Below are 25,883 nucleotides of genomic sequence, written 5' to 3'. Positions count from 1 at the left end.
CCTTAGGCGAACGCCTCTACATATTCACGCCATGCGTAATCGGTATCGGTGTCGATGAGTTCGAGTTCCTCGGCGATCGGCAGCGCCGCGTTGACCCCCATAAGATCGCGGAATGTCGGATCGCCGTTTGCTCCGGCAAATTTTCGTTCGCAGGTTACGGTGACGCTTGTCGAGAACATGAATATTTCAATTTCGATTGTCAGCTGCGCCTTGCCGACGCATTTTCCGCTCTCGAATTCGTAGCGAAGTTCGAGATAAAGTTCGAGCGAACAGGAAATCAGCCCAAGTACGCTCACATAACCGCCGAGCCGGAAATAGCCGGTCAACGAGCAAGCATCTTTCTCCATGCGGAAGTAGATGCCCGCCATGACATGGACGCCGCCTGAAGCGACCCCGAGATCGATGGAGATGCTCGCACCGAATTCAAATGAAGCCTCAAGGATCTGTATGCCGTGCGGGTCCAGCGTAATACCAAAAAATCCGCCGCCGCCGAAAAGCGAAACAGTCAGGTTGAACGGTTGTTCGCGGGTGCAGAAATTAAAGCGGACGGACAGCGGCTGTCCGATGAACGGCACGGTAAAGCCGGCGCCAAGGCTCAGATTGCTGAGGTTGAACAGACCGATGGCAATTGTCGGCAGTGTAAGCGAAAAGCCGGCATCGATGCCCTGAGGTGTAATGTCGAGATAGGGCGGATCGGAGAAGCCATCGAGCGGTATGAGATCGCGCAAGGTCTCGACGAAACTCAGCGGCCCGACAAATTTGATGTCGTTGAGCAGGACGTCGACGTCCATCTTCGCGGCACTGTCGACGCGGAACTCGATCTTCTCGAAATTCAGTTCGATGAAACTTGCCGGTGCGATCAAGACCAGGTCGAAATGCTTAAGGCTGCAGACGACGTTGATCTTCGGCGCGCTGCTGCCGTTCTTCTTGACCTTGGCTTCCACGGCGACGAGGAAGCCGCGTTTGTCATTGGCGCGGAACATCGGGTTTTTCGCTTTGTCGACACCCGGGAGGGCCCAGTTGTCGATCGGCGGGTTCCAGTCGAAGCGGATCGTCAGTTCATCGCCGGTCAGCATTTCGAGGAGTTTTAAAAGGTCGCCTGCAGCGTTGAGGATCTCGACGACGAGTTCGATGGCCGAAAGAATTGCCTGTTTTGGCGCGCCGTCGAGCAGTCGCGATGCTTTGATGGTATCGTGCAAGGGGGTGATCTTAGCCTGCACCGCCGTCAGCAGACCGCCGAGCGTGGCGGGATCGCCCAGCAATTGCGGCAGGTTTTCCGGATGGCCGACAATCGCCTCGAGCGCCAGATAAAGCTCTTTCCCTTGCGTGATGAGGGTGGTGATCGTCGCCACGTCGCTCGCGAGGGTCTTGGTCCGGTTGGCGATCTGCTTCAACGACTGCCGGAAGCCGGCCGGGAGGGATACACCCCCGACCTGCGCATCGGCGGCAGCGAGCAACTGGTCAGCGGCGTTGTTGACATTGGTGAGAGCGCCGGCAAGTCCGCCCAGCGGCAGGGCGAGGTCGACGCTCGTTACCGCCAGCAGCGGGGCGATTTCCGATTTCACTGCAAGGACTGCATTCTTCAGATCATTTACACGCGCCTTGGCATTGGCAACGAGCGCGGCTTGATAGGCTTCGGCCTGCTCAATGAGGTCGTCCAAAGTTCCGCGGACAACCTCGAGGGCCGCATCGGCGATGCTACCCGGACTGTCAGCCAGGTGCGTGACAAATTCGAAGAGACGCACGAGCCCGTTGATGAAGCTTTCGACCTTGGTGCTGGCTTCGCTTGCAAATTTCGGGACCTGTTCGGGCTTGTCGCCAAGGTTGGTGACAGCCTGGATGACATCGCCGAGCGGAATGCAGCCAAACAGCAGCGGCAGGGGAAGATCAGACAAGGTGGCCGGAAACGCATTGCTGCCGGTCATCTTCCCATCCATGAAGTCGGAAACGTTGCCGGTGACGGGACCGGTCAGACGCGAGAGCGCGCTCGGCGTGAGGTTCGGCTGGACAAATCCTCCCGACCTGTCTCCCTGGGTCGAAAAATTAAGCTGAGCCATGCCGGGCTCGCTGACGACGTCGACAAAGACTTCGCCCTGATTGTTGGTAAAGCCGGCGCTCAGATAGCGTGCGTTCCATTTGACCGTGTTCGATGCGGAACTGCCGGTTAACTGCGCAAGGGCGGCGATGCGAACGCCGGCCTGTTGGACCATGGGGTAAAAGATGGGTTTGGAAAGGTTCTCGCTGTAGGCGCGGAGCTTGAGGTTCTGTTTCTCGACAAAACCGTCAAACGTTATCGATTCCGCCTCGACGGAAGTGTCACCGGCTTTGACGCTTGGTGCGAGCGCTACGCGTTGGCGCTTGAGCGGGGCAGTCTTCCAACCTGAATGAGAAGGATCGTTCCAGGCGCCGCGGGCCTTATCGGCATTGGTTTCGGCAAGATCGAAATTGGGTTTCAGAACCGGGGCTGAGCCGTCCTTCACCGGGCTTGCCAAAGAAAAATCGATGAAGATCATCGGGAGTTCGAATTGTACCGTGCGCCCGTCGATGTCGGTGGCCGACATCTGGAACTTGAAGGGTTGCCCGCCGACGCAGGGCCAGAACATGGTCTGATTGCCGACGATGGAGCCCGGCGCCTGATCCGGCCTGTCGAGGCTTGGCGTGACGGCGGTCAGAATTCGAACACTCGAAAACGGCATTTGCCGGTGCAGCGCGATGGTCTCGTCTTTGTTGGTAAGGTCCGGATCCACGAATGTGCGTTCGCGCTCACGCACTATGATGAACAGCCGCTGGCGCAGATATGCCGTATTGCCCGGCATGGCCTGGTCCGATCCCTTGCCATTATGGAATTTGCGCTCGCTAACCTTGATGAGGGAGACGCGATGACCGAATGGGAAGAGGAAACCCTTGTAGACGACACGCACATAGTGATCCCGCCCCATGGTGGCGCGATGAGCCCATTCCTCCACCGACAGGCCAACGGGATCCCAGCCGCCCCTTGAATCCAGCCAGCCACCAAGGGCAGAGAGCATCATGAGGTTGGCATTGACCGGCAAAGGTGCGTAGTTCGATTTCGAGAAATTCGACGAGAGATGGACGATCTGAAAGCGATCGAAATCGTCCATGGGCATACGGAACGGGCTGTTGTTGGGATTGGGCAAGTTGCCCGCGGGATAGTCCGATTGCATCGGCTTGGGCGATCCCTCGCCGGTGAGCGCCCACACGGCTCTCACGGTCCGTTGCGCGTCAGCATTTGGCGGCTCGATCGTCGGTCCGGTTTGGGATGGTGAGACGAGGCGCGAATGCCACAGTTCGGTCCGCCCGGTCTGCTCCGAATAAATCGGAAGCGCTGCATGGCGCCAGCGTTCCGCGCCGTGCGGACTGAGGATCAGCCGCCATGGCATTTCGATTGCGGTCTGGTTCAGGCCAGGCAGGGCCGGGCGCGGACCCCGCAACGTCGGGAAAGTGCCGGCGTCGATGACAGGGCCGATCTGGACAAGATCGGATGCGCCGAGCCTGCCGGGTTTCAGCGCCTTCAATCCGGGACCACCCGTAGCCTGGCGCAGTTCAAACGCGCTGGCATTGCCTTGGACAGCGGCGATGCGCAGGCTTCGCGCCGCAAAACTTGTCAGGGATGCTCGTTGACGTGCACTCAATTTGCCGAGATTGGAAGCGAATATATCGGTAAAGACAATCGGAGGGCGGGGCGCTGCGGGCGGCCGTGCATTGGCGGGAACGGAAAGCTCGAGCGTTTCGCAGGCGGCAAGGACATCCTCCAGCGTATAGGGAATGTCGAAGCCGTCCGGAACTTTGAACGCGAGCCTCGATTCGCCCGCAATTCGTGCACGGACCGGTGGTCCCGTGAGTGCTTCCGCTCCGCCAGGCTCGGGTTTTGGCGGGGTGCCGGGGCGGGGAGGGTCCGGGTTGTGCGTGGCAGTGGGAGGCGTTTCGAAGAAGGTCTCCTCGGTAATGGTCTGCGGCGGGAAATGTACGATCAGGCTCGCCGAGCCGGCGGCTGACTTCTTCAGCCGCGGCTTTGCCCCGCCTGATACGGTCAGGTTGATGAACTCGAGGCGCAATACCAGCATGTCACGCGGCCGCACCACCGCATCACCCCGGCGATTGATATCGAAGAAATTCTCGTTGGGATCCGGAATGAAGATGGGGTGATCAGGAATTCGGTCGACGATGGGGCCGATGGCTCCCGTAACAAGATCGGAGGCTTGTTGCGAGGACGGCGCTGCTTGTGTTCCACGCACCAACTTTGACGGAGCGGAACTCACCGTCGTTGAAATCGGTTTCTTTGGAGGCATGGCGAACTTTCCTTCACGAAAGTCCGACCATCCATTCAACAAAGCTATCCATTGAAAAGATACGCCGGGCTCGTTCGAACCACGCCGCGTTTCCCAGGATAATGGCTCACCACCCGGATCTGGGTAGCCAACTCGTCTTCATCAAATGTCATGTGCAGCTGCGAATGGCATGCTTCTCAAGAGTCTTGCAGCGTGCACGGCATGGCCGGATAACAGGACAGTGCTTGTCTTGTGATTGTTTGCGAATGCGGCATCGATGTTGGACCGGTGGTCCGACGCTTCGGTTCAGGCGAAATCAACAATTCGATCTAGGGCATTGGGCCGAAGTCACACTAACCGCACAAGTGCCGTTTGAACATTAGCCCATAGGGAGTATGCGTGACGTTGATGACACTGCAGTCCGTTTAGCTGAGCCGGATGGTCAATTCCTCTCGAGATGAGAGAGCTCAAACAGGAGCCTGATTTTTTTGACGAGACCAGGCATGGCGTGGATGCCAGCAATCTCGGTGCTGTTTTCGAATAAATGCTTCTCCGATTGCGCCCGCCTGCACAAAATGAGGCCTAGTTCATCAACGAGGCTTGGCCGATCGTGGAGCAACGGGGCCAAGGTCGACTTGGCGATTTCATAGACCACGGTAGAAGCGAGCGCGCGCACAGTTCCTGGTTCCCCCGCGCCGGCGAGCAGGCTGGCCTCACCGAAATAATCCCCAGGTGCCAGCTTGCCCAGTTCCAGTTTCCGACGACCCTCTTCACGTGTGACCACCAACACGCCGCTTCGAACGATGAGCAGCGATTGCATCTCACTGCCCTGTTCGGCAACGACATCCGACTTGCGGTATGTCCGGCGAGACATGGATTTAGCAAGGATTTCCTTTTCGTCCTCGGTGAGGGTTTTGAACAGCGGGATCGCATCAAGGAGCCGCATCTGGCTCGAGCGGTTGCCGGCGGAAGGTTCGGTCTTTGCGCCGGATGCAGGCTGAAGAACGACGGGTGTTGCCAAGGGTATCCCCGCTGCCATGCTGTGACGATAGATCAAATCGAAGATCTCATTTTGGGCCGTTGCGGCCACCGCAATATCTGCGATGCGAAAGGAGAGTTCGAGTTCCACCGCTGAACCGTCCAGCGATTTTATCTGGATGAACGGTTCCGGCTGATTCAGTATCGTTGTCGAACTCAAAAGAACGGAGTGCATCATATCCACGATGGCACTCGGCAGTGTCGTACCGGCAAAGCGGACAGTGAGGCTGATACCATGGCTCCGGTCCGGACTGCTGATATTGATCAGCCGAGCCTTGGCCAAGTCGCTGTTGGGAACGATAACCAGATCGTTCCTGCTGTTCAGCAAGTGCGTCGCTCGCCAGTTTGTCTCGACGACTCTTCCCTCTGTGCCGTCGCTGAGAACAATCAGGTCCCCGATGACATAGGGCCTGCCGAGGTTGAGGGCGATACCCGAAAAGACGTCGCTCAAGGTGCTCTGCAGCGCTAGGCCGAGAATAATGGCAAGCACCCCGGACGTCGCGATCAATGTGCCTACGGGCAGGCTAAAGACATTGGCGACGACGGATAGAACCGCCCCGAGATAAATGATGCCGACGACCAGATCCTGGATCAGTCTACCTTCGCGTGGCCGCCGCTCAAATATCAGGAAAACACGTGCGAAACCGACGAGGGCCCAGGCGGCATTGATCCACCAGATGACCTTTGCGATTCCGATGAATACCTTCTGCACGGCTGAAGCAGTGGGTGGCCCTGCCTCGTAGGGAACGATACCGTGATAAAGCAACAATGTGGTAAGAACGATAAAGAACGTTACCTGAAAAATCAGGTGCAAGCGGGGATTGTTTCGCAGGGCTACCCGCGAGACAATGGCCCCCGTGGCGGCGAGGGTTCCGGCCTGGATTATCGGATCGGTGACCGTCTCAAGAAATGTCATTCTGCTTCTGACGCTAGAACGCTTCGCTTCGCCTCACAAGCCGGGACTTGCAGCAACGGAACGCTCACTTCAGCCAAATTGCCATTCAAGGCTCCGGGCCATCAATTTTGGAGTTGGATTTAGCAAGTCAAGCTGTCGGGATGCAATCAAGGGACACAACTGTCCACCCGGCGCGTCGGCCATTCCCACAGTAATTAGTCAGTCTCCGAAATTTCCCTCAGGCGAATTGCAGCCAGACTTTTGAACTCACCTTCCGGATATTTTTGAAGGTAGGCTTCGAATGCGGCCGGGGAGTTGCTCTGTTTTATCGAGTTCCAGAACTCGAGTTCCACCGCCCGGTCCGCAGCGGGGACAGCTTCTGGTTCCTCAGCTTTTGCCAGGCGGGCCCGAGCCAGCGCCACAAACTCACCTTCGGGAAACCGTTCAAGGTAAGCCTCATATTCCGACGGATCCTTAGTCTCCTGTATCGACTGCCAGAACGTCAGTTCCACTTGGTTCGACGTGCCCTTGATCGTGTTGCTGTCGTCGGATAGTTCAATGCTTCCCCTGCTAGGCGTGGCGCGAACATCGAGAAGATCAGAGCTTGCCTCGGGATCAAAACAGACACGAAAAATCCGAACGGGGCGCGCGATATTCTTTACGGCGTGTTCACCAAGATCCTCGAACTGGTAGTCCACCCTGTCACGCAGATGATCGCGCACACCGCGCGTGACGCAAATACCGCCGGGTTCCGCTTGTGCCTCGAGGCGACATGCGACGTTGACACCGTCACCAAAGATGCCGCCATCCTTGACCATGACGTCGCCGACATTGATCCCGATCCGCCAGAGCATTCGCGCCTGTTTGGGAAGGGATTTATTGGCTGCAGTCAGGGACCGTTGAATGGAAATTGCACAGTTAACGGCGTCGACGATACTGCCGAACTCCGCGAGTACGCTATCGCCAGCCGTACCGGATATCCCGCCGCGTCCCGCCGCAATAATCTCATCGATGATAGCCCGGTGCGATGACAACGTCGCAAGGGTGCCTTCCTCGTCTTCGTGCATGAGCCGTGAATAGCCCTCGACATCGGCAGCAAGGATGGCAATCAACTTGCGATCGAGCGGAGGTGCTTCCATGGCCATGATCTCAACGCGCTCCGTCTGCACGGCCAGGCTGGTTTTGGGATGGTTGGCGTGCTCCCTGAAACGATTGTGAAAGGTTGTGGTTCCGCCAGGCCTATGGGATGCTTGATCGATATAAATCAAAACGATCATACGCATGTTTTTGGTGCGCCTGGAGGGGCAATGGACAGTTCCGATAACATTCAACACGATGTCTCGACCTTGAAGACCGATGGAATCGTCGGCAAGAAATCGGCCTTTCCCCGCGCGTGGGCTGAACAGATGCGCGAAGACATGATGGCCGCCTTTTGGTCTGCAATACAGCGGCCGGGTGGAGCTGTCGGACGTGGTCCGCGGCGGTGGTATGTCGAAATTCATCCCGAGGAGTTCGGCGGGTTCGTTGATCTGGTCACGCATCCTTGGGTCACTGCGATGTGCGAAAATGTACTTGGCCAGGATTATCAGATCGTTGAGATCGGGTTTGATGTCCCATTTCAAGGCGCGAAATTCCAGCCATGGCATCGGGACTTTCCCTCGCCTGTCGACACCTATGTCGAGCGGCGCATAACATCGCTTGCGTTTAATTTGACAGGCGTTGATGTTACCGAGGATATGGGCCCGTTCGAAGTTGCGCCCGGAACACAATATATCGACGGTCGCGAGTGGAAACACGAGATGTTTCCAGCAAAGACCGTATGGCCGGAGTTTCAGACAAAAGCAGTGCGCAAGTTCCCGCAGCTTGGCGACATCTCCTGTCGTTCGGCGCTGACGGTGCACCGTGGCACGGAACACGCCTCTCCAATAGCGCGGCCAGTGATGGTCCTTGGCGTGGACGCCCCGGGAGCGGGCCACGCAGAACTGCACGATCTCATGGTGACGAAGGGCTATTTCGAAAGCTTACCGGACTCGGTGAAAAAGCATTTGGTCTGCCGGGTGGTCGATGAGTTGGTGCCGGTAACCCAAAAGCACGATATCGAAGGATTGGTGATGGGCGCCGATCCGGTCTGAACCACGCGATTGCAATTCCGGTTAAGGAGGATTTGCGTCCTTGCCTGACCGCGGCGCTTCAGCTGCGCCGCGGTCAGGGCCTATCATTTCATTTTAACATTTGGCTCGCGTGACCACAGGCGTAGCTTGCCCAGTGCCGCAATAAAGGTCGCAACATCCTTGCCGTCGGATAATAGGATCACCCCTTCATCAAGGTCGCCGGCAATACCGGCCTTATCGAATAAAGGCAGGGCGGCGTCGTTGTGACCGATGAATTTGCAGTGTGCGAAAGCATCGGCGACGAAATCCCTGGCCGTGGATTCTTTGACAAGAGCGGCCGCACCTTCAGGGGAAGGCAATATGGCCACTGCATCATACAACACCGATGGCCCACCATCGATCATCTGGTCACCTTTTATCAGCGTACCATCGTTGCCGCGAACTCCCCCAACGACGGGGGTAATAATTTCAAACACCGCTTTCTCGGCGACAATGGCCTCTTGCAGTTCCTTGACGACTGCCGCATCGAATCCGTCCGTCAACAGAATGCCGAGCTTTCGTCCCTCGAACCGCCTCGGACCTCGTTCCACGATGCTTAGCGCCGGGGAGGGGTCGAGATCCTGCCTGGTGGGAATGGCGGCGTCCGCGGCCTGTGGCATGGTTTCAAGTCCAAGCCCTTGGGCAACTTTGCTTGCCAACGAATCGTCGATATTGAGAAGATGCGAGACGACACGTTCGCGGATTACCGGGGTTTTGACCTTGCTGAGTTCAAACGTCAGGGCCGCGGCGATATGTTTCTGCTCGGGCAGGGTCTGACTGATGAAAAACTGTCGCGCCTGGCTATAGTGATCTGCAAAGGACTCGGCCCTCAGCCTGATCTTTTGACCAGATTCTCCATCAGCAAATGACCGGAAGCCTCGCGCCGGCGACTCGCGCGGACCTACTCCCCACGAGTTTGGTTGGTAATTGACGCGGCCCGTCGGATTGCGCATGGCCATGTGACCGTCCTGCTGGAAATTGTTGAACGGGCATTTGGGCGCATTGATTGGAATATGCGTGAAATTTGGTCCGCCAAGACGCTTTATCTGCGTATCGAGATAGGAGAAATTCCGACCCTGCAGCAACGGATCATTGGAAAAATCGATCCCTGGGGGAACGTTCTGCGTCATGAACGCAACTTGTTCGGTCTCGGCAAAGAAGTTGTCAGGCATTCTATCGAGCACGAGACGGCCAACGGGTATCGGCGGCAGAATTTCTTCAGGTATTATCTTTGTCGCATCCAAAATGTCGAAATCGAAAGCATCGGCAAAATCCTGGTCAAAAAGCTGGACCTGAAGTTCCCATTCCGGAAAGGCGCCGGACTGGATGGCGTCCCACAAATCGCGCCGATGGAAATCGGGATCGGCACCATTGATCTTGACCGCCTCATTCCATGCCACCGACTGCAAGCCAAGCTTTGGCTTCCAGTGGAACTTTACGAATGTCGATTCATCATTGGCGTTCACCAGGCGGAAGGTATGAACACCGAAGCCTTCCATGAAACGGAAGGAACGTGGGATGGCCCGATCCGACATCACCCACATGATCATGTGCATGCTTTCCGGCGTCAGGCTGATGAAATCCCAAAAGTTGTCGTGGGCCGACTGGGCCTGCGGAAAACCCCTGTCCGGTTCTTGCTTGACCGCATGAACCATGTCGGGAAACCGGATAGCATCCTGAATGAAGAACACCGGAATATTGTTTCCGACCAAATCCCAGTTGCCCTCTTGCGTATAGAGTTTAACTGCGAACCCGCGCACATCGCGTGCAAGGTCGAATGATCCCTTGTTCCCCGCGACTGTTGAAAATCGAACAAACGCCGGTGTTTTTTCCCCCGGACGTTGAAAGATGTCGGCCCGGGAATATTCCGCCAAAGACAATGTGTCGTATGTCTCGAAATACCCGTGGGCCCCATATCCGCGAGCGTGCACGACGCGTTCGGGGATGCGTTCGTGATCGAAGTGAAAGATCTTTTCGCGGAAATGGAAGTCTTCCAGCAAGGTGGGCCCGCGATCCCCAATCTTCAACGAGTTTTGATCGTCTAAGACGGGTCCCCCCTGGGCTGTGGTCAGTATGGGCGTATCACCGGCGGCGTCCTGATGGAGTTCGCCGCCCGCGCCCCGCCGCAACTTTTGATCGTGGATCGTGGCTTCGTTTTTGGGATTGGATTTGTTGGTCTTGGACATGTGTGTTCCTTGGATTGGCCTGCTTAATCGGCAAAGTATTTTGCGGATTTTACTTTGATGACTTCTTTGTTTTTGCCGATCCCAAGGTGTCGGAGAGAGCATCCAGATCGGCGTCCGTCTGGATTTCCTCCTGCAACGTGGCGTCAAGTAAATCGGCCGCATCGGTTAGACCCAGCAGCATTGCGAGTTTTTTCAATGCACCGTATCGGGCCATTTCATGATGCTCGACTGCTTGAGCTCCGGCAGCGAGCCCGAGGTCCAGTGCAGAACTGTCCTTGTATTCGGCGATAATCTGCTTGCCTTCCTCGATAAGCGCGTCAATCGCAGGGCAGGTTTTACCTTTTGCGGGTTTGCCGGATAATTCAAAAACTTGATCAAGACGATCAACGTGAACCTGCGTTTGATCGTAGTGCTTTTGAAACGCCGCGCTAAGTTCCTGGGATTTTGCAGCAGCTGACATTGTTGGCAGCGCTTGGAGGATTTTCCGCTCAGCGTAGTAAATTTCTTTTAATCCGTCGTAATAAAGGTCTTCCAGTATCTTGGATTGCATCATTTCACCTCTCCTGTTGTAGTTACTTAACAGGTGGGTCGGGCTCTTGTTCCGCAGCAGACAAGTTTAGATCTGACTTAATTTTCCGAGGGACATTCCAGCGCAGCGCCAGGTTGCCACCTGCACTGCGGCAGGGGCGGTCGGCGCTCCTTGTGGAACCGACCGTCCGAGTTCAACCCCAGCCTGCAAGGCTCGCTTAAGCGCGGGCGCTGAACTTGGGTCAGATAACCTTGAATGAGTCGCCCACAACGTGAATGACCTGATCGTCGTTAAGACCGAGACACATTGTGCCGTTGCCTTCGAAGGCTTTGTAGGTCTTCTGAACCAAGGCGCTGAAGCTGGGATGATCCATATGCGGCAGGATCGAAAAATTGACCAGATTGAGGCCGATATCGTTGGTTTCCTCCGCCTTTGAGCGGTCATCCAACGCGTCGGCATAACTGATTACCGGTGTCGCAACGATCGAGCCGGCGCTGGAGCCGATATAGACCACTCCTTCGCTAATACGCACCCGCACATGGTCAAAGAAGCCGCTTTTGCGCATATGATGCAGAAGATAGAATGTGTTTCCTCCGCTCATGTAGACTGCGCTGACCGTATTCAGTGCAGCCTTCACCTCGTCCGGGGTCTTGCCGACGAGGTCGTAGTCAATGACCTCGAAGCCCATTTCTTCAAAGGGGCGATAGTGGCTCTCATAGTCCGGCTTCCATCCTTCGCCGTATGCCGCCGTCGGAACGATCATGATTTTTGTGCCCGCAAATCTGTCTGCGAGGATCGTTCGGATCTTCGGAAAACCCGACGTGAGTTCAGAGGCCAGCAGTAATTCCTGTGCTTTCATGAAGTCTAACAAAACTGATTGTTCTTGGAGGAGCAACCCGTTCCGCGCGTGTTCAGGTTTCTGATCGGGGACTAAGCACAACTTTGATGCAGCAGTCCTTCGTCGCGGAACGTCTTGCTTTCCTGTGACCGAATTCCGTCCTGGAATTGTTCCGGCGGAAATTAAAATTGGAGAGTGGCGACCGCCGGACCCAAATATCAGACGATGATGCCGTACGGTTTCGGACAAAACGTAAGGGGCCGGAACATCTCGAGAGTCTTCCAGTTTGCTTTCCTCGTGGCTGAAAGCGCGCAATGGGAGAGGTTGAATGACATTCATGATCGTTATCAGTGACTTTCTGGATGACAGTCGGCCCGACCAAAAGCACTCCAAGGAATACCATCTGAAAAAATGGCGGGACCGTCACGGCTCTGTCCTGTCTTTGCGTGTAAAGCCTCAGGTGATGGATGTGCGGGGCGGGTACCTGCAACGGCTCCCGCTGGCTTGCATCAACGCCGGCATCGTCGACCGTGCCGAGATTTGGCATCATACCCGCTCGGAAGGCAACCATGAGCTGTCGCCCACTGATCAGGCATTGATCAGCCGCTCGTTTCAACTCACTGGTGAGGGCGCGCCTTACGTGTCGGACGACATGCTGGCGTTTCTCGAGGTCTTTGGACCGCCAGATATTCTCGTCGTGCTCGGACTTGGCGTTTGTGAAGACGTTCTGGAAGCCTGCGCCGCGAGTTTCAAAATCTACAACTCGATCGACGCTCCGGCTCTGCGTATACCCGAGGCCGTTAGCCGGCACTTCGACCTCGTCCTGACGGGAGCGGAATGGCAGTCGGAAGATGTGGCGCGCCGGCATCCAGACATGGAAACGGTAATAATGCCGATCGGACCTGAGTTTGCTTCCGATACCACGTTTTTTCCAACTGGTGCAGATCAGCTTTACGACATCATTTATGTAGCTGCCGCACAGGCTTACAAGCGTCACGACATCCTATTTAACGCCCTTTCCAGACTGCCGCGCACTCTCCGTACATTGTGTGTTTTCGGCTACGGGGAGGATGCAGAAAAATTACAGGATCTGGCAACTTCCCTCGGCATTGATGTCGACTTCATAGGCCCGCCCGGCGTCTCGATCGAAGCAGTCAACGGCCTTATGAACAGCGCCCGGATCGGCGTGGTTTGCGGGGTCGATGACGGCGCTCCAGCAATCCTGACCGAGTATATGCTGGCGGGTCTTCCAGTTTTGGCCAATGAGGAACTGTGCTGCGGAACGCAATACATCACGCCGCGCACCGGGGAACTGGCGTCAGCCCAGCGCTTCCATCTGGCCATAACGGAAATCCTAGGCCGCAGCGAACAGTTTTCACCGAGGAGCGAGGTGCAGAATAACTGGACTTGGCAACACACGGTCGAGCGGTTGCGAGGGCTTATCGCTTCTCACAGAAAGTTTCACTCCGACAGGAACATTGAAAGCAAGCGGTCGTTAGGCCTAGACAACCAACAGGAGCGAATATGCTTTGGTCCAATGTGAACCGTCAATTTTCCGCCGACATGTTGCCGGTTCTGGAAGGCCCGATAATCTGCTTTTCACACTTGCGATGGGACTCGGTTCGACAGCGCCCCCAGCATTTGATGGAGCGGTTCGCCAACCAACGGCAGGTGTTTTTCTTCGAAGAATACATACCTACCGATCATCACCTGGCATATTTCGAGATCCATAGTTTTGACGACTCTCCGATAAAGTCGATCCGGCCCCGCATACCCGGAGAATGGGACAATGCCCGGCGCGAAGCGGTATTGGCGAAGATACTCGATGAGATAATTCTGCTTCTGTGTTCGGCCAAACCCATCCTTTGGTTCTATACGCCGATGATGTTTGCATTCGCCCGGCACGTTGACAGTGCGGCGATCGTTTATGATTGCATGGATGAGTTGGCGAGCTTCAAGTTTGCCCCTTCTGAACTCAAGCATATGGAGCGTTTGCTTATAGGCCACGCTGATGTCGTATTCACCGGTGGATTTAGCCTTTACGAGTCAAAACGACTTCTTCATGAAAACATTTATCCCTTTCCGTCGGGGGTTGAAACAGATCACTTCAAGGCGGCACGAAATCCTCTCTCCACTCCCGTTGACCAGGCAGTTATCGGAGGCCCCCGACTTGGATTCTACGGGGTCATCGACGAGCGGCTTGATCTTGAACTGATTGCCTTTGCAGCGCGGGAGCTTCCCGAATGCTCCTTTGTTTTCGTAGGTCCCGTCGCCAAGATCGACAAAGCTGATCTGCCCGTTGCGCCGAACATCCATTATCTCGGGCAGAAGGATTATGCTGAGTTGCCCGCTTACTTGGCGGGGTGGGATGTGGCCCTCATGCCATTTGCTCTCAATGAATCGACGCGGTTCATCAGCCCCACCAAGACGCCCGAATATCTTGCCTCAGGCCGGCCGGTCGTCAGCACGAAAATAACCGACGTAGTTCGTCATTACGGCGATGTCGACGGCGTCCTTACCGCCGCGACACCGAGCGAATTCGTGGCCGCCTGCCGCAAAGCTCTCAAGTTGCCGAAAGGCGACACGAGGCGGATTGCCGCGATCGATGCACGTCTGGGCGAGATGTCATGGGACAGTATCCAGCAACGTATGCAGGCCATCGTAGAGGAGGCAATTGAGCACAGAGGACACCCGCTTGGCAGAGAGAAACTCCGCGACAATCGGGTCGTCGCGATAGCAAACCCGGGCAAGCCCCCTTTTGACTATCTGATAGTGGGTGCGGGGTTTGCTGGCTCAGTGTTGGCCGAAAGGCTGGCGTCAGCCGGCCACCAAGTGCTCATTTCGGATCGCCGGTCTCACGTCGGCGGCAACGCCTACGACTATTACAATGAAGACGGTCTTCTCGTTCACAAATACGGGCCTCATATATTTCACACAAACAGCGAAGAAGTATTCAACTATCTTTCGCGGTTCACACAATGGCGACCTTATGAACACCGTGTGCTTTCCAGTGTGAACGGCCAATTATTGCCGGTACCTATCAACCGCACCACGCTCAATCGGCTTTATGATTTGCGCCTTTCATCCGACGCGGAAACCGCCGCTTTTCTCCTGAGCAAGGCGCAAGCTATAGAGACGATCCAAACGGCCAAAGACGTTGTGCGGGCTCAAGTCGGCAACGAACTCTATGAACTGTTTTTTGAGGGCTATACCCGCAAACAATGGGGCTTCGACCCATCGGAACTTGATAAATCGGTCACAGCCCGCATTCCGACGCGCACCAACGACGACGATCGTTATTTCCTCGATACGTTTCAGGTAATGCCTCTCCACGGATACACACGAATGTTCGAAAATATGCTCGACCGTCCAGGAATTACGATTGAGCTCGCCACCGATTTTGAACAGTTGAGGGAGCTGCGTCTGGCAAGCCATACAATATTTACGGGGCCGATCGACGAATACTTCAACTTTCGTTTGGGGAAACTTCCATACCGCAGCCTGAATTTCCTTCACCAGACAATTGACAGAGAACGGTTTCAAGATGCGGCCGTGATCAACTTTCCGTCCGAAGACATCCCCTATACGCGGATAACCGAATACAAGTATCTCACCGGCCAGTCACATCCGAAGACCAGTATCTGTTACGAAACGCCTTGCGCAGATGGTGATCCCTACTATCCGATCCCACGTCCTGAAAACCAGGCGATCTACAAACAATATGAAGCTTTAGCGAAGCAACAACCCGATGTTAGCTTTGTCGGCAGGCTCGGAACGTACAAATACTACAATATGGATCAGGTCGTGGGTCAGGCGTTGGCCACTTTCAAACGCTTGATGCAGCAGGCCGGACATGTAGACCAGATGCGAAGCGCCGATCAGGCATCGAATGCTTGATTGCACGAAAGCCCACATCGTCCTCGCGACAGATAGTCTTGATCCGTCGGGCATGGGCGAGCACATGCTGGCATTGGGTCGCGCGCTGTCGGATCGTTTCGAAATGACGCTGGCGCTGCCGGGCTTATCCCGCGGCAGGCCGATGATGGCCCGTGCAGAGCAATACGGTATGGCGGTAAAAGTCCTTGATCGCGACTTTTCCGCCTGGCTGTTGCGGGCTCGCGTCGACCTGCTTCATGTTCACGCCGGCATCGGTTGGGAGGGACACGATCTTGCCCGCTCGGCCCTTGCCATTGGATTGCCGGTGATCCGTACGGAACATCTGCCGTATGTCCTTACGGATGACGAACAAAAAGAACGCTACTTTGAGGGAATAGCCAATATCGACCAAATCGTTCTCGTTTCAAAAGCGTCGGAGCAAAGCTACCGCGAAAACGGAATAGCGGGCCTCAAACTGACGACGGTGTTCAACGGCGTTTATCCGCTTGAGACGACGAGACCGCCCAAAAGCATAGTTGAAGATCTCGAACTTGAAGGGGCGCGGGTGCTGCTGACAACGGCAAGATTCACGCAGCAGAAAAACCATGCAGTATTGATGGAGGCGCTTCCGGCAATCGTTCGCAATCATCCTGATGTCCTGCTTCTTGCGGCGGGCGAGGGGCCGCAGCTCGACGCGATACGCTCGCTCGCTGACAATCTGGGTCTAAGCAAGCATGTGCGTTTCCTTGGCCAGCGCAGCGACATCGGCAATCTGATGAGCATTGCTGAGTTTTTTGTTTTGCCTTCGCTTTTCGAAGGGCTTCCCCTCGTTGTGCTTGAGGCGATGGCAGCCGGGGTGCCCGTCGTTGCCTCGAAAGTAGGCGGGAATTGCGACGCTCTTGGAGAAGATCATCCTTTCTACTTTTGCCCGACCGACGCGGTTGGGCTTGGCGAGATGGTGTGTCTTGCCCTGTCCCATCCGGACCTTGGCGAAACGACCGCCAAGGCCGCTCGACGCCGGTACCGCGCGCAGTTCAGCGCAGAGCGCATGGCGGCCGAAACAGCAAGCATCTACTTGCGGCATCTGCCCCAAGGGTCCCCAATCCGGAGAAAGACAACCATGGAAACTGTTCGCATCGGGTTCATAGGCGCCGGCGGAATTGCCCGGCGCCACCTTGATATCATCGCCGGTTTCGATGACGTGCAATTGGTAGGACTCGCGGACCCCGATCTGGAACGGGCCAACAGCGCCGCTAGTGACTTTGGTATGCGTGGCTTTACTGACGCGCTGGCAATGCTGGCGGAATGCGAGATCGATGCCGCATTTGTCTGTGTTCCGCCCTTTGCGCATGGCGATATCGAGCGGGAGCTTGCAGAGCGCAGAATTCCATTCTTTGTCGAAAAGCCACTGTCACTCGACATTGAGACCGCTGAAGAAGTCGCTTGCCTTGTCGAAGACCTCGTCACTGCGGTCGGCTATCACTGGAGATATCTCGATACAGTGGAAGAAGCACGCAACCTGCTGATTAGTAACCCGCCGCAACTGGTAGCAGGCTATTGGCTAGATCAGACGCCTCCGCCGCGCTGGTGGTGGAAGGAAGCTGCAGCGGGCGGACAGATTGTCGAACAAGCCACCCATATCATCGATCTTGCCCGCTATCTCGTGGGTGATATCACCGAGGTTTCGGGGTTATCCAATCACCTCGAAAGGGCCGACTTCCCTGGTCTCGATGTGGCGACTGCCTCGGTCTCAAATCTCAGGTTCGCAACCGGGGCCGTTGGCACCATAAGTTCGACATGCCTGTTGCGTTGGGGCCACCGCATCGGGCTGCACCTCTTCGCGGACGGACTGGCAATCGAATTGTCCGAGCGCGACATCATGGTTGACGTTGGCGCCGGACGCCCCTCTCGAACTGCTGGGGGAGACCCGGTACTGCTGCAGGATCGCCATTTCATCGACGCAGTAAAAGGAAGACCCAACAATATTCGCTGCCGATACCGGGATGCACTTCAAACCCATCGTGTGGCGCTTGCAATAAGCGATTCGATGCGCACCTGCCAAACCGTAACGATTTAGCCGGAGAACGAAAGCAATGTCGTACCGTCGGTCCATTCGCTCTTTGGGTATCGAAGCCCCGGAACGCGCCTACTACTTCGAATATGAGGAAGAACCGCCAAATGGCGAACAGCTTCAGCTTGATACGCTCTTCAGTGGCCTTTCAGCGGGGACCGAGCTCACGTTTCTGAAAAACACCAACCCATTCTTCCACAGCCGCTTTGATGCCGACCGGGGCGCCTTTATCTGCGGCGAGCCCGCTTTGCGCTATCCAGTTCCCTTCCTCGGATATATGGAGGTCGCTCGCATTTCCCGTTCGCAAGCGCCTGATTTTACGGAAGGTGACATTGTCGCCACAACGTACGGCCACAAATCCGGACATATCGCCAATCCGGATTCGGAATTATTGGTGAAGCTTCCGGATAGTCTCGAGCCTATACTTGGAATCTTCGTTGCCCAAATGGGCCCAATCGCCGCCAACGGCATCCTGCACGCCGGCGCCGAGACCGGAGGGCAAGATATCGCCCGACTGGGACAAGGCATCGAGGGGCGTCCTGTCATCGTAATGGGAGCCGGCACGGTCGGTTTGATGACTGCGCTCTTCGCTCGCCATTGCGACGCGGCCGATATCATCGTTGCCGATCCGTCACCATTTCGCAGGGCAAAGGCTGAGGCGATGGGATTTGAGGCAATGAGCGAAGAACAGTTATCTGAACATGCCAAACGATCGTGGCACCATGGCGGCAACGACAGGGGCGCCGACTTCGTCTTTCAAACGCGCGCCCATTCAAAAAGCCTCGATACTGCATTGAAAGCCCTCCGTCCGCAGGGAACTGTTATAGATCTTGCATTTTACCAGGATGGCGCGAAAGCCTTGCGCCTCGGAGAAGAATTTCACCACAACGCCCTCAATATACGATGTGCGCAGATCAATCGCGTCCCCCGGGGCTTGTCGCACCGGTGGGATCGCCGGAGGCTCGCCCGCGAAACCATCGTGATGCTGCAGCGTGAGGGATCGCTGATTTTGGAACATATGATCACCGACATCATCCCATTCGATGACGGTGCAAAGTTTTTGAACGATCTTTCGAGTCGGCGCCGCGACTTTATCCAAGTGGTATTCAAAGCTGATGTCTGACCCGAACGCACCTTCCCCGGTCCGTCTTCTGTTCGTGTTTGCGTGGCTCGTCGTCGGGGGTGAGGAAACTGAAGTGCGCCTTCTTGCGCGCCACCTTGATCCAAAGCGGTATGTTGTAGATGTCGTCGCCTGCTTTCATCGACCCGGTATGACGGAGCAGACTCGCGACCAGCTCATTGCGGCAGGGATCGACGTTGACACAACACCTTATGAGCTGTCATTCGAAGACACCATCGGTTATCTCGCGTCGAAAATTCCGAACTATGACATTGTCATTTCCTGCCAAAACGTCGCCGACATCTATCCAGCATATGAGCGATTGCATCTGCGTCCGCCGCTGATCGAGCACGGCGGGTTGGTGTCCGAGGCTTTGGCCGGACCCAAACACTTCACAGCGCGGTATGTAGGTGTCTGCCGGTCCATTCGCGATGCTGCTGCGTCGAAGATGCCAGGGCGGCCGCATCACGCTCTCGAGATACCTTCAATGGTTGACCTCCCGGCATTTCGGCCAAGCGTAAGGCCATCTGTCCGCGCGATGTTAAAGCTTGGCGAAGACGATGTCCTGATAGGGTGGGTGGGCCGTCTGGACCGGAAAAAGAAGGTGGAGAACTTCATCGAGGCCGCCGCGATTGTGCATTCGAGTAATCCGAAAACACGCTTCATCGTTGTGGGTGGCCCGGACGCTTTCATGCCGGATTACGAAGTCGAACTCAAACACCTGGCGCGACAACGCGGCCTCGACACGGTTTTGACATTTCTTGGGGATCGCGACGACGTTCCCGACCTGATGGCCGCGATGGATATCTTCGCTTGGCTTTCGACTGGCGAGGGCATGCCGCATGTGATTGCTGAAGCGGGGGCGGCGGCGTTGCCGGTGGTGGCCACTGCGGATAATGGCAGCATTCAACAAATCACGGACGGAACCTCGGGCTATTTTGTGCCGCATGATGACGCGTCGGCGGCTGCGGCAAGAATTCTCATGCTGTCAAATTCGCCGGAAGCGCGGGTAAAGACAGGCGCAGCGCTGCGCCGGCAAGTAGAAAGCGAATACAGTGTCGAAGCAGTGGTACCCATGTGGCTCCGGCTGTTTCGAGAAGTCCTCGCCGAGCGACCGCGCGGCATACGTTCGGGTTTATTCGCTTCATTCATGCAGGCAGGCTTCGAGTGTTCTACACACCGCTTGCGCGCTCCCGAAACCGGCATCCCGGGCAAACGTCTTGACCTGATCGCATCGACGGGCCACGACGTGATGGCAGAACAAGATTATAATCTCGTTTCCCGTTACAACATCCGAACGGTCAGGGACGGCTTCCGCTGGCATCTCGTCGAAAATTCGCCGGGACAATACGATTGGTCCAGCGCACTTCCGATGGTTCGGGCCGCAGCGAACGCCGGCACTCAGGTAATATGGGATTTGCTCCATTATGGCTGGCCAGATCACATCGATCCGTGGCGCCCGGAGTTCGTCGGCAAGTTTGCGCGATTTGCAAAAGCTGCCGCCAGTCTCATTCGTGGAGAGTGCGACGAAACCCCGTTTTATTCTCCAATCAACGAGATTTCATTCCTTGCATGGGGCGGGGGAGACGCCGGCTATCTCAATCCATTTGGGAGCAGGCGCGGCTTCGAACTCAAGGTTCAACTCGCCCGCGCTGCAATTGCTGCGATGGATGCCATTCTGGAGGTCGATGCACGCGCGCGTTTCGTTCACTGTGACCCCGTTATCAATATCCCTCATGATCCATCGCGTCTTCATGAACGATCTATTGCCGAAGGCCATCGTCAAGCGCAGTTCCAGGCATGGGACATGTTGTGCGGGCGCGCCTGGCCGCAGCTTGGCGGGGATGACAGATATCTCGATATTATCGGCGTGAATTATTACTCCAACAACCAATGGTTGTATGGGGGCGAAACGATAGACACGTCCCATTCCCGGTATAAGCCGTTTCGATATTTTCTCACCGAGACTTATGCGCGCTATGGACGCCCCATATTTGTTGCCGAGACAGGAATAGAAGGCGACCGGCGCGCGTCGTGGCTTGCCTATATGGGCGACGAGATAAATGAGGCCATGCGGGCTGGCGTTCCTATGGAAGGCATCTGCCTTTATCCGATCATCAATCATCTTGGCTGGGATGACGACAGGTCATGCGAGAATGGCCTGCTTTCTTGGGATCACACGCGAACGGTGCATTTACCGCTGGCCGAGGAACTTTCAAGGCAGAGCCTTCGATTTGGGAATTGATGCGAGATCACTCGCACGAGGCAACCGGAATACCGGAACCCTTAGTCCGTAAATCACGCGCATGCCGTGATTCACTCTGGCAGTCACGTGTACGTTGAGGTGGTGGCAAACTCTGCAGGATTTGCCATCGGACAGGTACAAACTTTGTCCGGTCCTGTCATCGGAAAAAGCGGTGATCCCATCTGTTTCTTCCGTTTTTCTTTGCGCACCGTCCCGTGCATCTCTTGCAGCGAGCAAGGAGACGACAGATGACTCATATCAAAATCGAAGACGCAGAAATTATCGTTGTTGGCGGCAGCTCGGGCATGGGGCTGGCGGTGGCGCGGCGGTTGCTTGCAGAAGGAGCGCGTGTGACGATTGCCGGCCGAAGTGGAGAAAAGCTGGCGGCGGCGCAGCGGGATCTCGGTAATCATTCCGGGCTGTCGACCGCGATCCTTGATATATCGCGCGAAGAGGAAATAGCCGCCTTCTTCCTGGATCGCGGTCCAGTTGACCACATCGTCGCCACCGCGGCGGATATCGAGGGCGCCTACCAGCTTCTGCCGGACTTGCAGATATCGGCGGCGCAACGGGTGGTAGAGAGCAAGCTTTACGGGCCTTTGCTGCTGGCGAAATACGGTGCGCCAAGCCTGCCACCTTCGGGTTCGATCACCTACACATCCGGTGTGGCGGCATATCGGCCGGTAGCGCGCGGTTCAGTCGTTGCAGCCGTCAATGCGGCCCTGGAAGGCTTGGTGCGGGCGCTCGCGGTGGAGCTTGCGCCGGTGCGCATCAATGCCGTGTCGCCCGGATGGGTCGATACGCCTATCTGGAGTTTCGTTGCGGGTGAGGCCAAGCAGGCAACATTGGAGGCGATGGCAAAACGCCTGCCGGCGGGCCGTGTCGGTCAGCCAGAGGATATTGCCGATGCGATCCGTTTCCTAATCGGCAACGGCTTTACTACGGGTTCTATACTGCATGTCGAGGGCGGACATCGACTGATCTGAGCGAACCCAGATCCTGGCTCGCCGCAGCAAGTAGCAGCGAGAGTGCCGCCGGCTGGATGCGCCGCCGCCGCCAAGCCATGATAAGCGAGGTGGTGGGGGTAGCACCTGGCCAAGGCATTATCCTTATGTTACCCTGCCTCGCATCCGTGCCGAGCGCGAGACGGGGCACGACGCCATAGCCGGCGCCGGATGCAACAAGCTTCATGATCGTCGCGATACTGTCGGCCTGTGTGGCGATCCGCGGCGCCGCGATGCCGGCGTCGGCAAATGCCCGATCGAAGAGGTGGCGGTAGACACAGCCCGTTTCGGTAGCGATGAAGGGCAGGTGGATGAGATCCTCAAGCTTCTCGGGCGCGGCGGCCTTAGAATTACCGCCCGCTATCAACGCCAGTGGTTCGCGCGAAAGCAGGCGCTTGACGAAACGTTCGTCGCGAAGGCCGCGATCGAAAGTGATTGCCATGTCGATCGAGCCTTCTTCGAGTTGGCGCTGCAGTTCACCGCTGCCCCCGATTTTCAGTGTCAGGTCGATATTGGGGTTCACGTGCCGAAAGCGCGAGAGGAAGACAGCGAGCTTTTCGGCCGCAATCGTCTCGAGCGTGCCGATCCTGAGCGCAGATTCCTGTAGTTGCGCGGCGGCGCGAATTGCCGCCTTCGCCTCGTCGTTCAACGCCATGATCTCCTCGGCATAGGTCCTTAGTACCTCACCCGAGGATGTCAGGATTACGCCCAACCGAGAGCGCTCGAAAAGTTGAACGCCCAATTCCGCCTCGAGTGCCTGCATCTGGTCGCTGAGGCTTGATTGCGCAAGGTTCGATTCCTTGGCGGCGCGGGTGAGGTTGCCAAGCCGCGCGACCGTTAGGAAAGTTTTCAGTTGGCGTGGATTCATTATCAGCTCTGCTTATCGAGAAAATTGGTCAATGAGACTATACGAGCGGTTGTTCGCGACCGTCTCACGTGATGAAGGATGTTCGACTTTCGCGCAAGCGGACTTCGCGATCTAGTGAGCGGGCGTCTACACGTTGCGAATGCGGCGTGACTTCGAGCAGCGGAGAGGCTAGGCTCAGATACCATTCGCCACCACGAAGAGCGCCGCATGCCCCGCTTTCTCGCCGTCTACACCATGAAGCCCGAAGATGTCGCCCGCTTTCGCAGCCTGCCCAAACAGGAGCAGGACGCGATCGATACCCTCGGGTTTAAGCGGTGGACGGACTGGGAGGCGAGAAACGCCGCCTCGTTCCCCGATCGTGGCGGCATGGTAGGAAAGACGACGCGCGTGACAAAGGACGGCATCGCCGGCGCCGTGAATCCGTTCTGCGGCTACATCGTCGTTGAGGCCGAGACTATCGAGGCCGCCGCCCGTCTCTTTGAGAACCACCCGCATTTCACCGTCTTTCCAGGAGACGGCGTGGATATCATGCCCTTCGTCACCCAACCCGCGTCTTAGCCTTCGCCTAGGTCGCATACGTGATGGGAACAAGATGACGCGCAGACGAATTTCACAGGACGTCTGATATGGGTGCGACCTCAAGCCCGAGAACCGTTGGCGTGCGGCAATTCCTTGACCTTGAACAGCAGCGCGACTGGATAGCGGGCAAGATTGACTTACCAGACACGAACGACCGCTCCGAGTCCCTGGAACAGCGCTTCAAATATGTCGCCCGCTTTGAGAAGCTACTTGGTCGCCCGCAAGCAGGGGAAGTACTGGCGCTTCTCGGACTATACGGTGAAAACTGCATTCCGATACCGCGCAGGACCGAGCGCTACTACTGGTCGGCTTCTTGTCTGCCGTCGACCTCGGACAAGCCGCTCGTACGCGTCAATGCAAGCTGGATGGAGCTTTTCACGCTCTATGCCCACGGCGAAGACATCCGCGCCAGATTCATCGTGCATCTCTCGGATTTCACTACAGATCGTTCGGCCACGCCAAGCCGCGTGGACGAACCATTTCTCGAGCAAAGTGTCTCGATGCCGGAGCATGTCAGTTATTTCTTCCCGCGTGGTGCGGACATTTTTGGCATCAATGTGCACGGCTCGGTCGCGATCCGAGAGTTCCTTGCCAGCCGCCGCGTGGTGAGCGCCATTCGCACGTTCAACCTTACGCATATGAACCGGGGGCGGAACGCCTATCAGGCGAGTCATTGTTACAGCGTGGCAGATTACATGCTGGCAGATTGAGGAATTCTCTGATGCGCGCCACCTGAGGCCGGATGCCTAATCTTATATCAGGCGAATGCGTTCAAACCCGGGGAAAGGTTTCGTTGTCACTCCGCGCCTTTAACGCGCCAGATGACGTCGCCCACATCGTCCGCCATCAACACAGCGCCGTCGGCCGCCAGCGCCACTCCGACCGGGCGGCCATAGGAATATTTCTCATCCGGCGACAGGAAATCGGTGAGAATATCTCGTGGCATTCCCAAGGGCTTGCCCTTCTCGAAGGCGACGAATGCCAGCTTGTAGCCCGAGAGCTTCGAGCGGTTCCACGATCCGTGCTGACCGATGGCCATGCCCGGCGGAAAGCCCGGCAGCGTGCCCTCGGGTAGCCAGCAAAGACCTAGCGATGCCGTATGACCGCCCAGCGCATAATCGGGCTGCAGCGCCAAGGCCACTTTGGCGGGATCCTGCGGCACCCGATCGTCCACCACTTGGTTCCAATAGCAATAGGGCCAGCCGTAAAACCCGCCGTCGCTCACCGATGTCAGATAGTCAGGCGGCGTTTCATCGCCGAGCCCGTCACGCTCATTGACGACTGTCCAAAGCATCCCTTTCTCGGGCTCCCAGGCCATGCCCACAGGATTGCGCAGTCCACCCGCAAAAATGCGGGACCGTCCCGATATGAGGTCATATTCGTGAATGCAGGCGCGGTTTTCTTCGGCAGCCATGCCCGCGTCGGCGATATTGCTCAAAGACCCCACGGCCACGTAAAGCTTGGTGCCATCCTTGCTGGCAATCAGATTGCGCGTCCAATGCCCGCCGGGCACCAGATCCATTAGCTTTCTGGATTGTTTGGAGATTCTGGTCGCGCCCGCCTCGTAAGGATAGGCCAGAAGCGCGTCGCTGGCACCGACATAAAGCGTCTCCCCGACGAGCGCGATGCCAAAGGGCTGCCGCACGTTCTCGATATAGGCGTGACTTTCCTCGGCCACGCCGTCGCCGTCGGCATCGCGCAGCAGGGTCACACGGTTGGGGCTATCGCCCGAAGCGCGCGCCCTCTGCATAGTGGCCGACATGGCATGGTCGAAGAAGGTGCGTGGATTTCCTGTCTCGCCCATCGATTCAGCCACGAGCACGTCGCCATTGGGCAGCACATATATGTTGCGGGGATGCACCAGGCCGCGCGCAAAGGCATTGACCTTTAGCCCCGCCGCGGCCGTCGGCTTATGTTCGCCTTCCCAGCCCTTCGCCGTCGGCATCTTCAACGTCGGTATCCTCCCTTGCGGCTTGGCCTCCGGAATGGCCGGCGCTGTGCCATAGACAGGCGCGCGCTCGCCATCCCCAGAATGTCGAATGGCAGCAATGCCTCTGCTGACAAAGGCAATAAACCGGGCGAACGGGGAAGACTCGGCCATGGATCGTCTCTTGTTATGAGGGAGATAAGGGGAGCCCGGACGCTAAAGCCTTTACGCGCCCAGCACTAGAGGGGGCAGAAAAAATATCGAGGTG

The 25,883-nt window shown here is 56.8% G+C and carries 17 protein-coding genes; 9 read left to right on the top strand and 8 right to left on the bottom strand.

Annotated features, from left to right (window positions below):
- Positions 1-2 precede the first annotated feature (2 nt).
- The 3 genes from BM074_RS21325 to BM074_RS21315 all read right to left on the bottom strand — a co-directional run bounded on the left by BM074_RS21325 (position 3) and on the right by BM074_RS21315 (position 7,361).
- Positions 3-4,310 (bottom strand): hypothetical protein, encoded by a 4,308-nt coding sequence (locus BM074_RS21325; RefSeq protein WP_210186494.1) that lies wholly within the window; start codon positions 4,308-4,310, stop codon positions 3-5.
- A 421-nt stretch (positions 4,311-4,731) separates the two neighbouring features.
- A complete protein-coding gene (locus BM074_RS21320) occupies positions 4,732-6,243 on the bottom strand; it encodes a mechanosensitive ion channel family protein (RefSeq protein WP_091925169.1) in 1,512 nt (503 codons plus the stop codon).
- A gap of 194 nt (positions 6,244-6,437) precedes the next feature.
- Positions 6,438-7,361, bottom strand: coding sequence for an adenylate/guanylate cyclase domain-containing protein (locus BM074_RS21315; RefSeq protein ID WP_091925309.1), 924 nt, complete (start codon positions 7,359-7,361; stop codon positions 6,438-6,440).
- A gap of 48 nt (positions 7,362-7,409) precedes the next feature.
- Here BM074_RS21315 and BM074_RS23535 point away from each other — a divergent pair, with 48 nt between their 5' ends.
- On the top strand, positions 7,410-8,354 hold the full coding sequence (locus BM074_RS23535) for a phytanoyl-CoA dioxygenase family protein (RefSeq protein ID WP_348271676.1): 945 nt from the start codon (positions 7,410-7,412) through the stop codon (positions 8,352-8,354).
- 83 nt (positions 8,355-8,437) lie between these two features.
- Here BM074_RS23535 and BM074_RS21305 read toward each other — a convergent pair whose 3' ends face one another.
- The 3 genes from BM074_RS21305 to BM074_RS21295 all read right to left on the bottom strand — a co-directional run bounded on the left by BM074_RS21305 (position 8,438) and on the right by BM074_RS21295 (position 12,264).
- A complete protein-coding gene (locus BM074_RS21305) occupies positions 8,438-10,558 on the bottom strand; it encodes a catalase (RefSeq protein WP_091925163.1) in 2,121 nt (706 codons plus the stop codon).
- A 49-nt stretch (positions 10,559-10,607) separates the two neighbouring features.
- The gene (locus BM074_RS21300; RefSeq protein WP_210186493.1) at positions 10,608-11,111 is read right to left on the bottom strand and encodes a YciE/YciF ferroxidase family protein; all 504 of its coding nucleotides are present in this window, start codon (positions 11,109-11,111) and stop codon (positions 10,608-10,610) included.
- 217 nt (positions 11,112-11,328) lie between these two features.
- Positions 11,329-12,264, bottom strand: coding sequence for a Type 1 glutamine amidotransferase-like domain-containing protein (locus BM074_RS21295; protein ID WP_139217697.1), 936 nt, complete (start codon positions 12,262-12,264; stop codon positions 11,329-11,331).
- Between BM074_RS21295 and BM074_RS21290 the strand changes: the two genes are divergently transcribed.
- From BM074_RS21290 to BM074_RS21270, 6 genes are all read left to right on the top strand, one after another.
- Positions 12,254-13,468: a glycosyltransferase gene (locus BM074_RS21290; RefSeq protein ID WP_091925158.1), complete on the top strand. Its 1,215-nt coding sequence runs from the start codon at positions 12,254-12,256 to the stop codon at positions 13,466-13,468. The two genes, BM074_RS21295 and BM074_RS21290, sit on opposite strands and share 11 nt — an antisense overlap.
- A gap of 101 nt (positions 13,469-13,569) precedes the next feature.
- Positions 13,570-15,822, top strand: a complete 2,253-nt coding sequence (glf, locus tag BM074_RS21285) for a UDP-galactopyranose mutase (protein WP_091925155.1) — start codon at positions 13,570-13,572, stop codon at positions 15,820-15,822.
- Positions 15,815-17,878: a glycosyltransferase gene (locus BM074_RS23530; RefSeq protein ID WP_348271675.1), complete on the top strand. Its 2,064-nt coding sequence runs from the start codon at positions 15,815-15,817 to the stop codon at positions 17,876-17,878. Before glf ends, BM074_RS23530 begins: the two co-directional genes overlap by 8 nt.
- A gap of 16 nt (positions 17,879-17,894) precedes the next feature.
- Positions 17,895-18,995 carry a zinc-dependent alcohol dehydrogenase gene (locus tag BM074_RS23525; protein ID WP_348271674.1) on the top strand — a complete coding sequence of 367 codons (1,101 nt, stop codon included), beginning with the start codon at positions 17,895-17,897 and terminating at the stop codon, positions 18,993-18,995.
- Positions 18,988-21,237 (top strand): glycosyltransferase family 4 protein, encoded by a 2,250-nt coding sequence (locus BM074_RS21275; RefSeq protein ID WP_091925154.1) that lies wholly within the window; start codon positions 18,988-18,990, stop codon positions 21,235-21,237. Before BM074_RS23525 ends, BM074_RS21275 begins: the two co-directional genes overlap by 8 nt.
- Before the next feature lie 248 nt (positions 21,238-21,485).
- On the top strand, positions 21,486-22,223 hold the full coding sequence (locus BM074_RS21270) for an SDR family oxidoreductase (RefSeq protein WP_091925151.1): 738 nt from the start codon (positions 21,486-21,488) through the stop codon (positions 22,221-22,223).
- Here the strand turns inward: BM074_RS21270 and BM074_RS21265 are convergent.
- A complete protein-coding gene (locus BM074_RS21265) occupies positions 22,186-23,109 on the bottom strand; it encodes a LysR family transcriptional regulator (RefSeq protein WP_091925148.1) in 924 nt (307 codons plus the stop codon). The two genes, BM074_RS21270 and BM074_RS21265, sit on opposite strands and share 38 nt — an antisense overlap.
- A gap of 207 nt (positions 23,110-23,316) precedes the next feature.
- On the opposite strand from BM074_RS21265, the gene BM074_RS21260 reads away from it, so the two are divergent.
- Together BM074_RS21260 and BM074_RS21255 are read left to right on the top strand one after the other, a co-directional pair.
- Positions 23,317-23,667: a hypothetical protein gene (locus tag BM074_RS21260; RefSeq protein ID WP_175499090.1), complete on the top strand. Its 351-nt coding sequence runs from the start codon at positions 23,317-23,319 to the stop codon at positions 23,665-23,667.
- A 68-nt stretch (positions 23,668-23,735) separates the two neighbouring features.
- Complete coding sequence (locus tag BM074_RS21255) at positions 23,736-24,398, top strand: hypothetical protein (protein WP_091925145.1); 663 nt, start codon at positions 23,736-23,738, stop codon at positions 24,396-24,398.
- A gap of 86 nt (positions 24,399-24,484) precedes the next feature.
- Here BM074_RS21255 and BM074_RS21250 read toward each other — a convergent pair whose 3' ends face one another.
- Positions 24,485-25,789, bottom strand: a complete 1,305-nt coding sequence (locus BM074_RS21250) for a PQQ-dependent sugar dehydrogenase (protein ID WP_091925143.1) — start codon at positions 25,787-25,789, stop codon at positions 24,485-24,487.
- Positions 25,790-25,883 lie beyond the last annotated feature (94 nt).

This window comes from Phyllobacterium sp. CL33Tsu (assembly GCF_900113985.1).
GTDB classification, from domain to species: Bacteria; Pseudomonadota; Alphaproteobacteria; order Rhizobiales; family Rhizobiaceae; genus Phyllobacterium; species Phyllobacterium pellucidum.
This window is presented reverse-complemented; position numbering and strand designations above follow the sequence as displayed.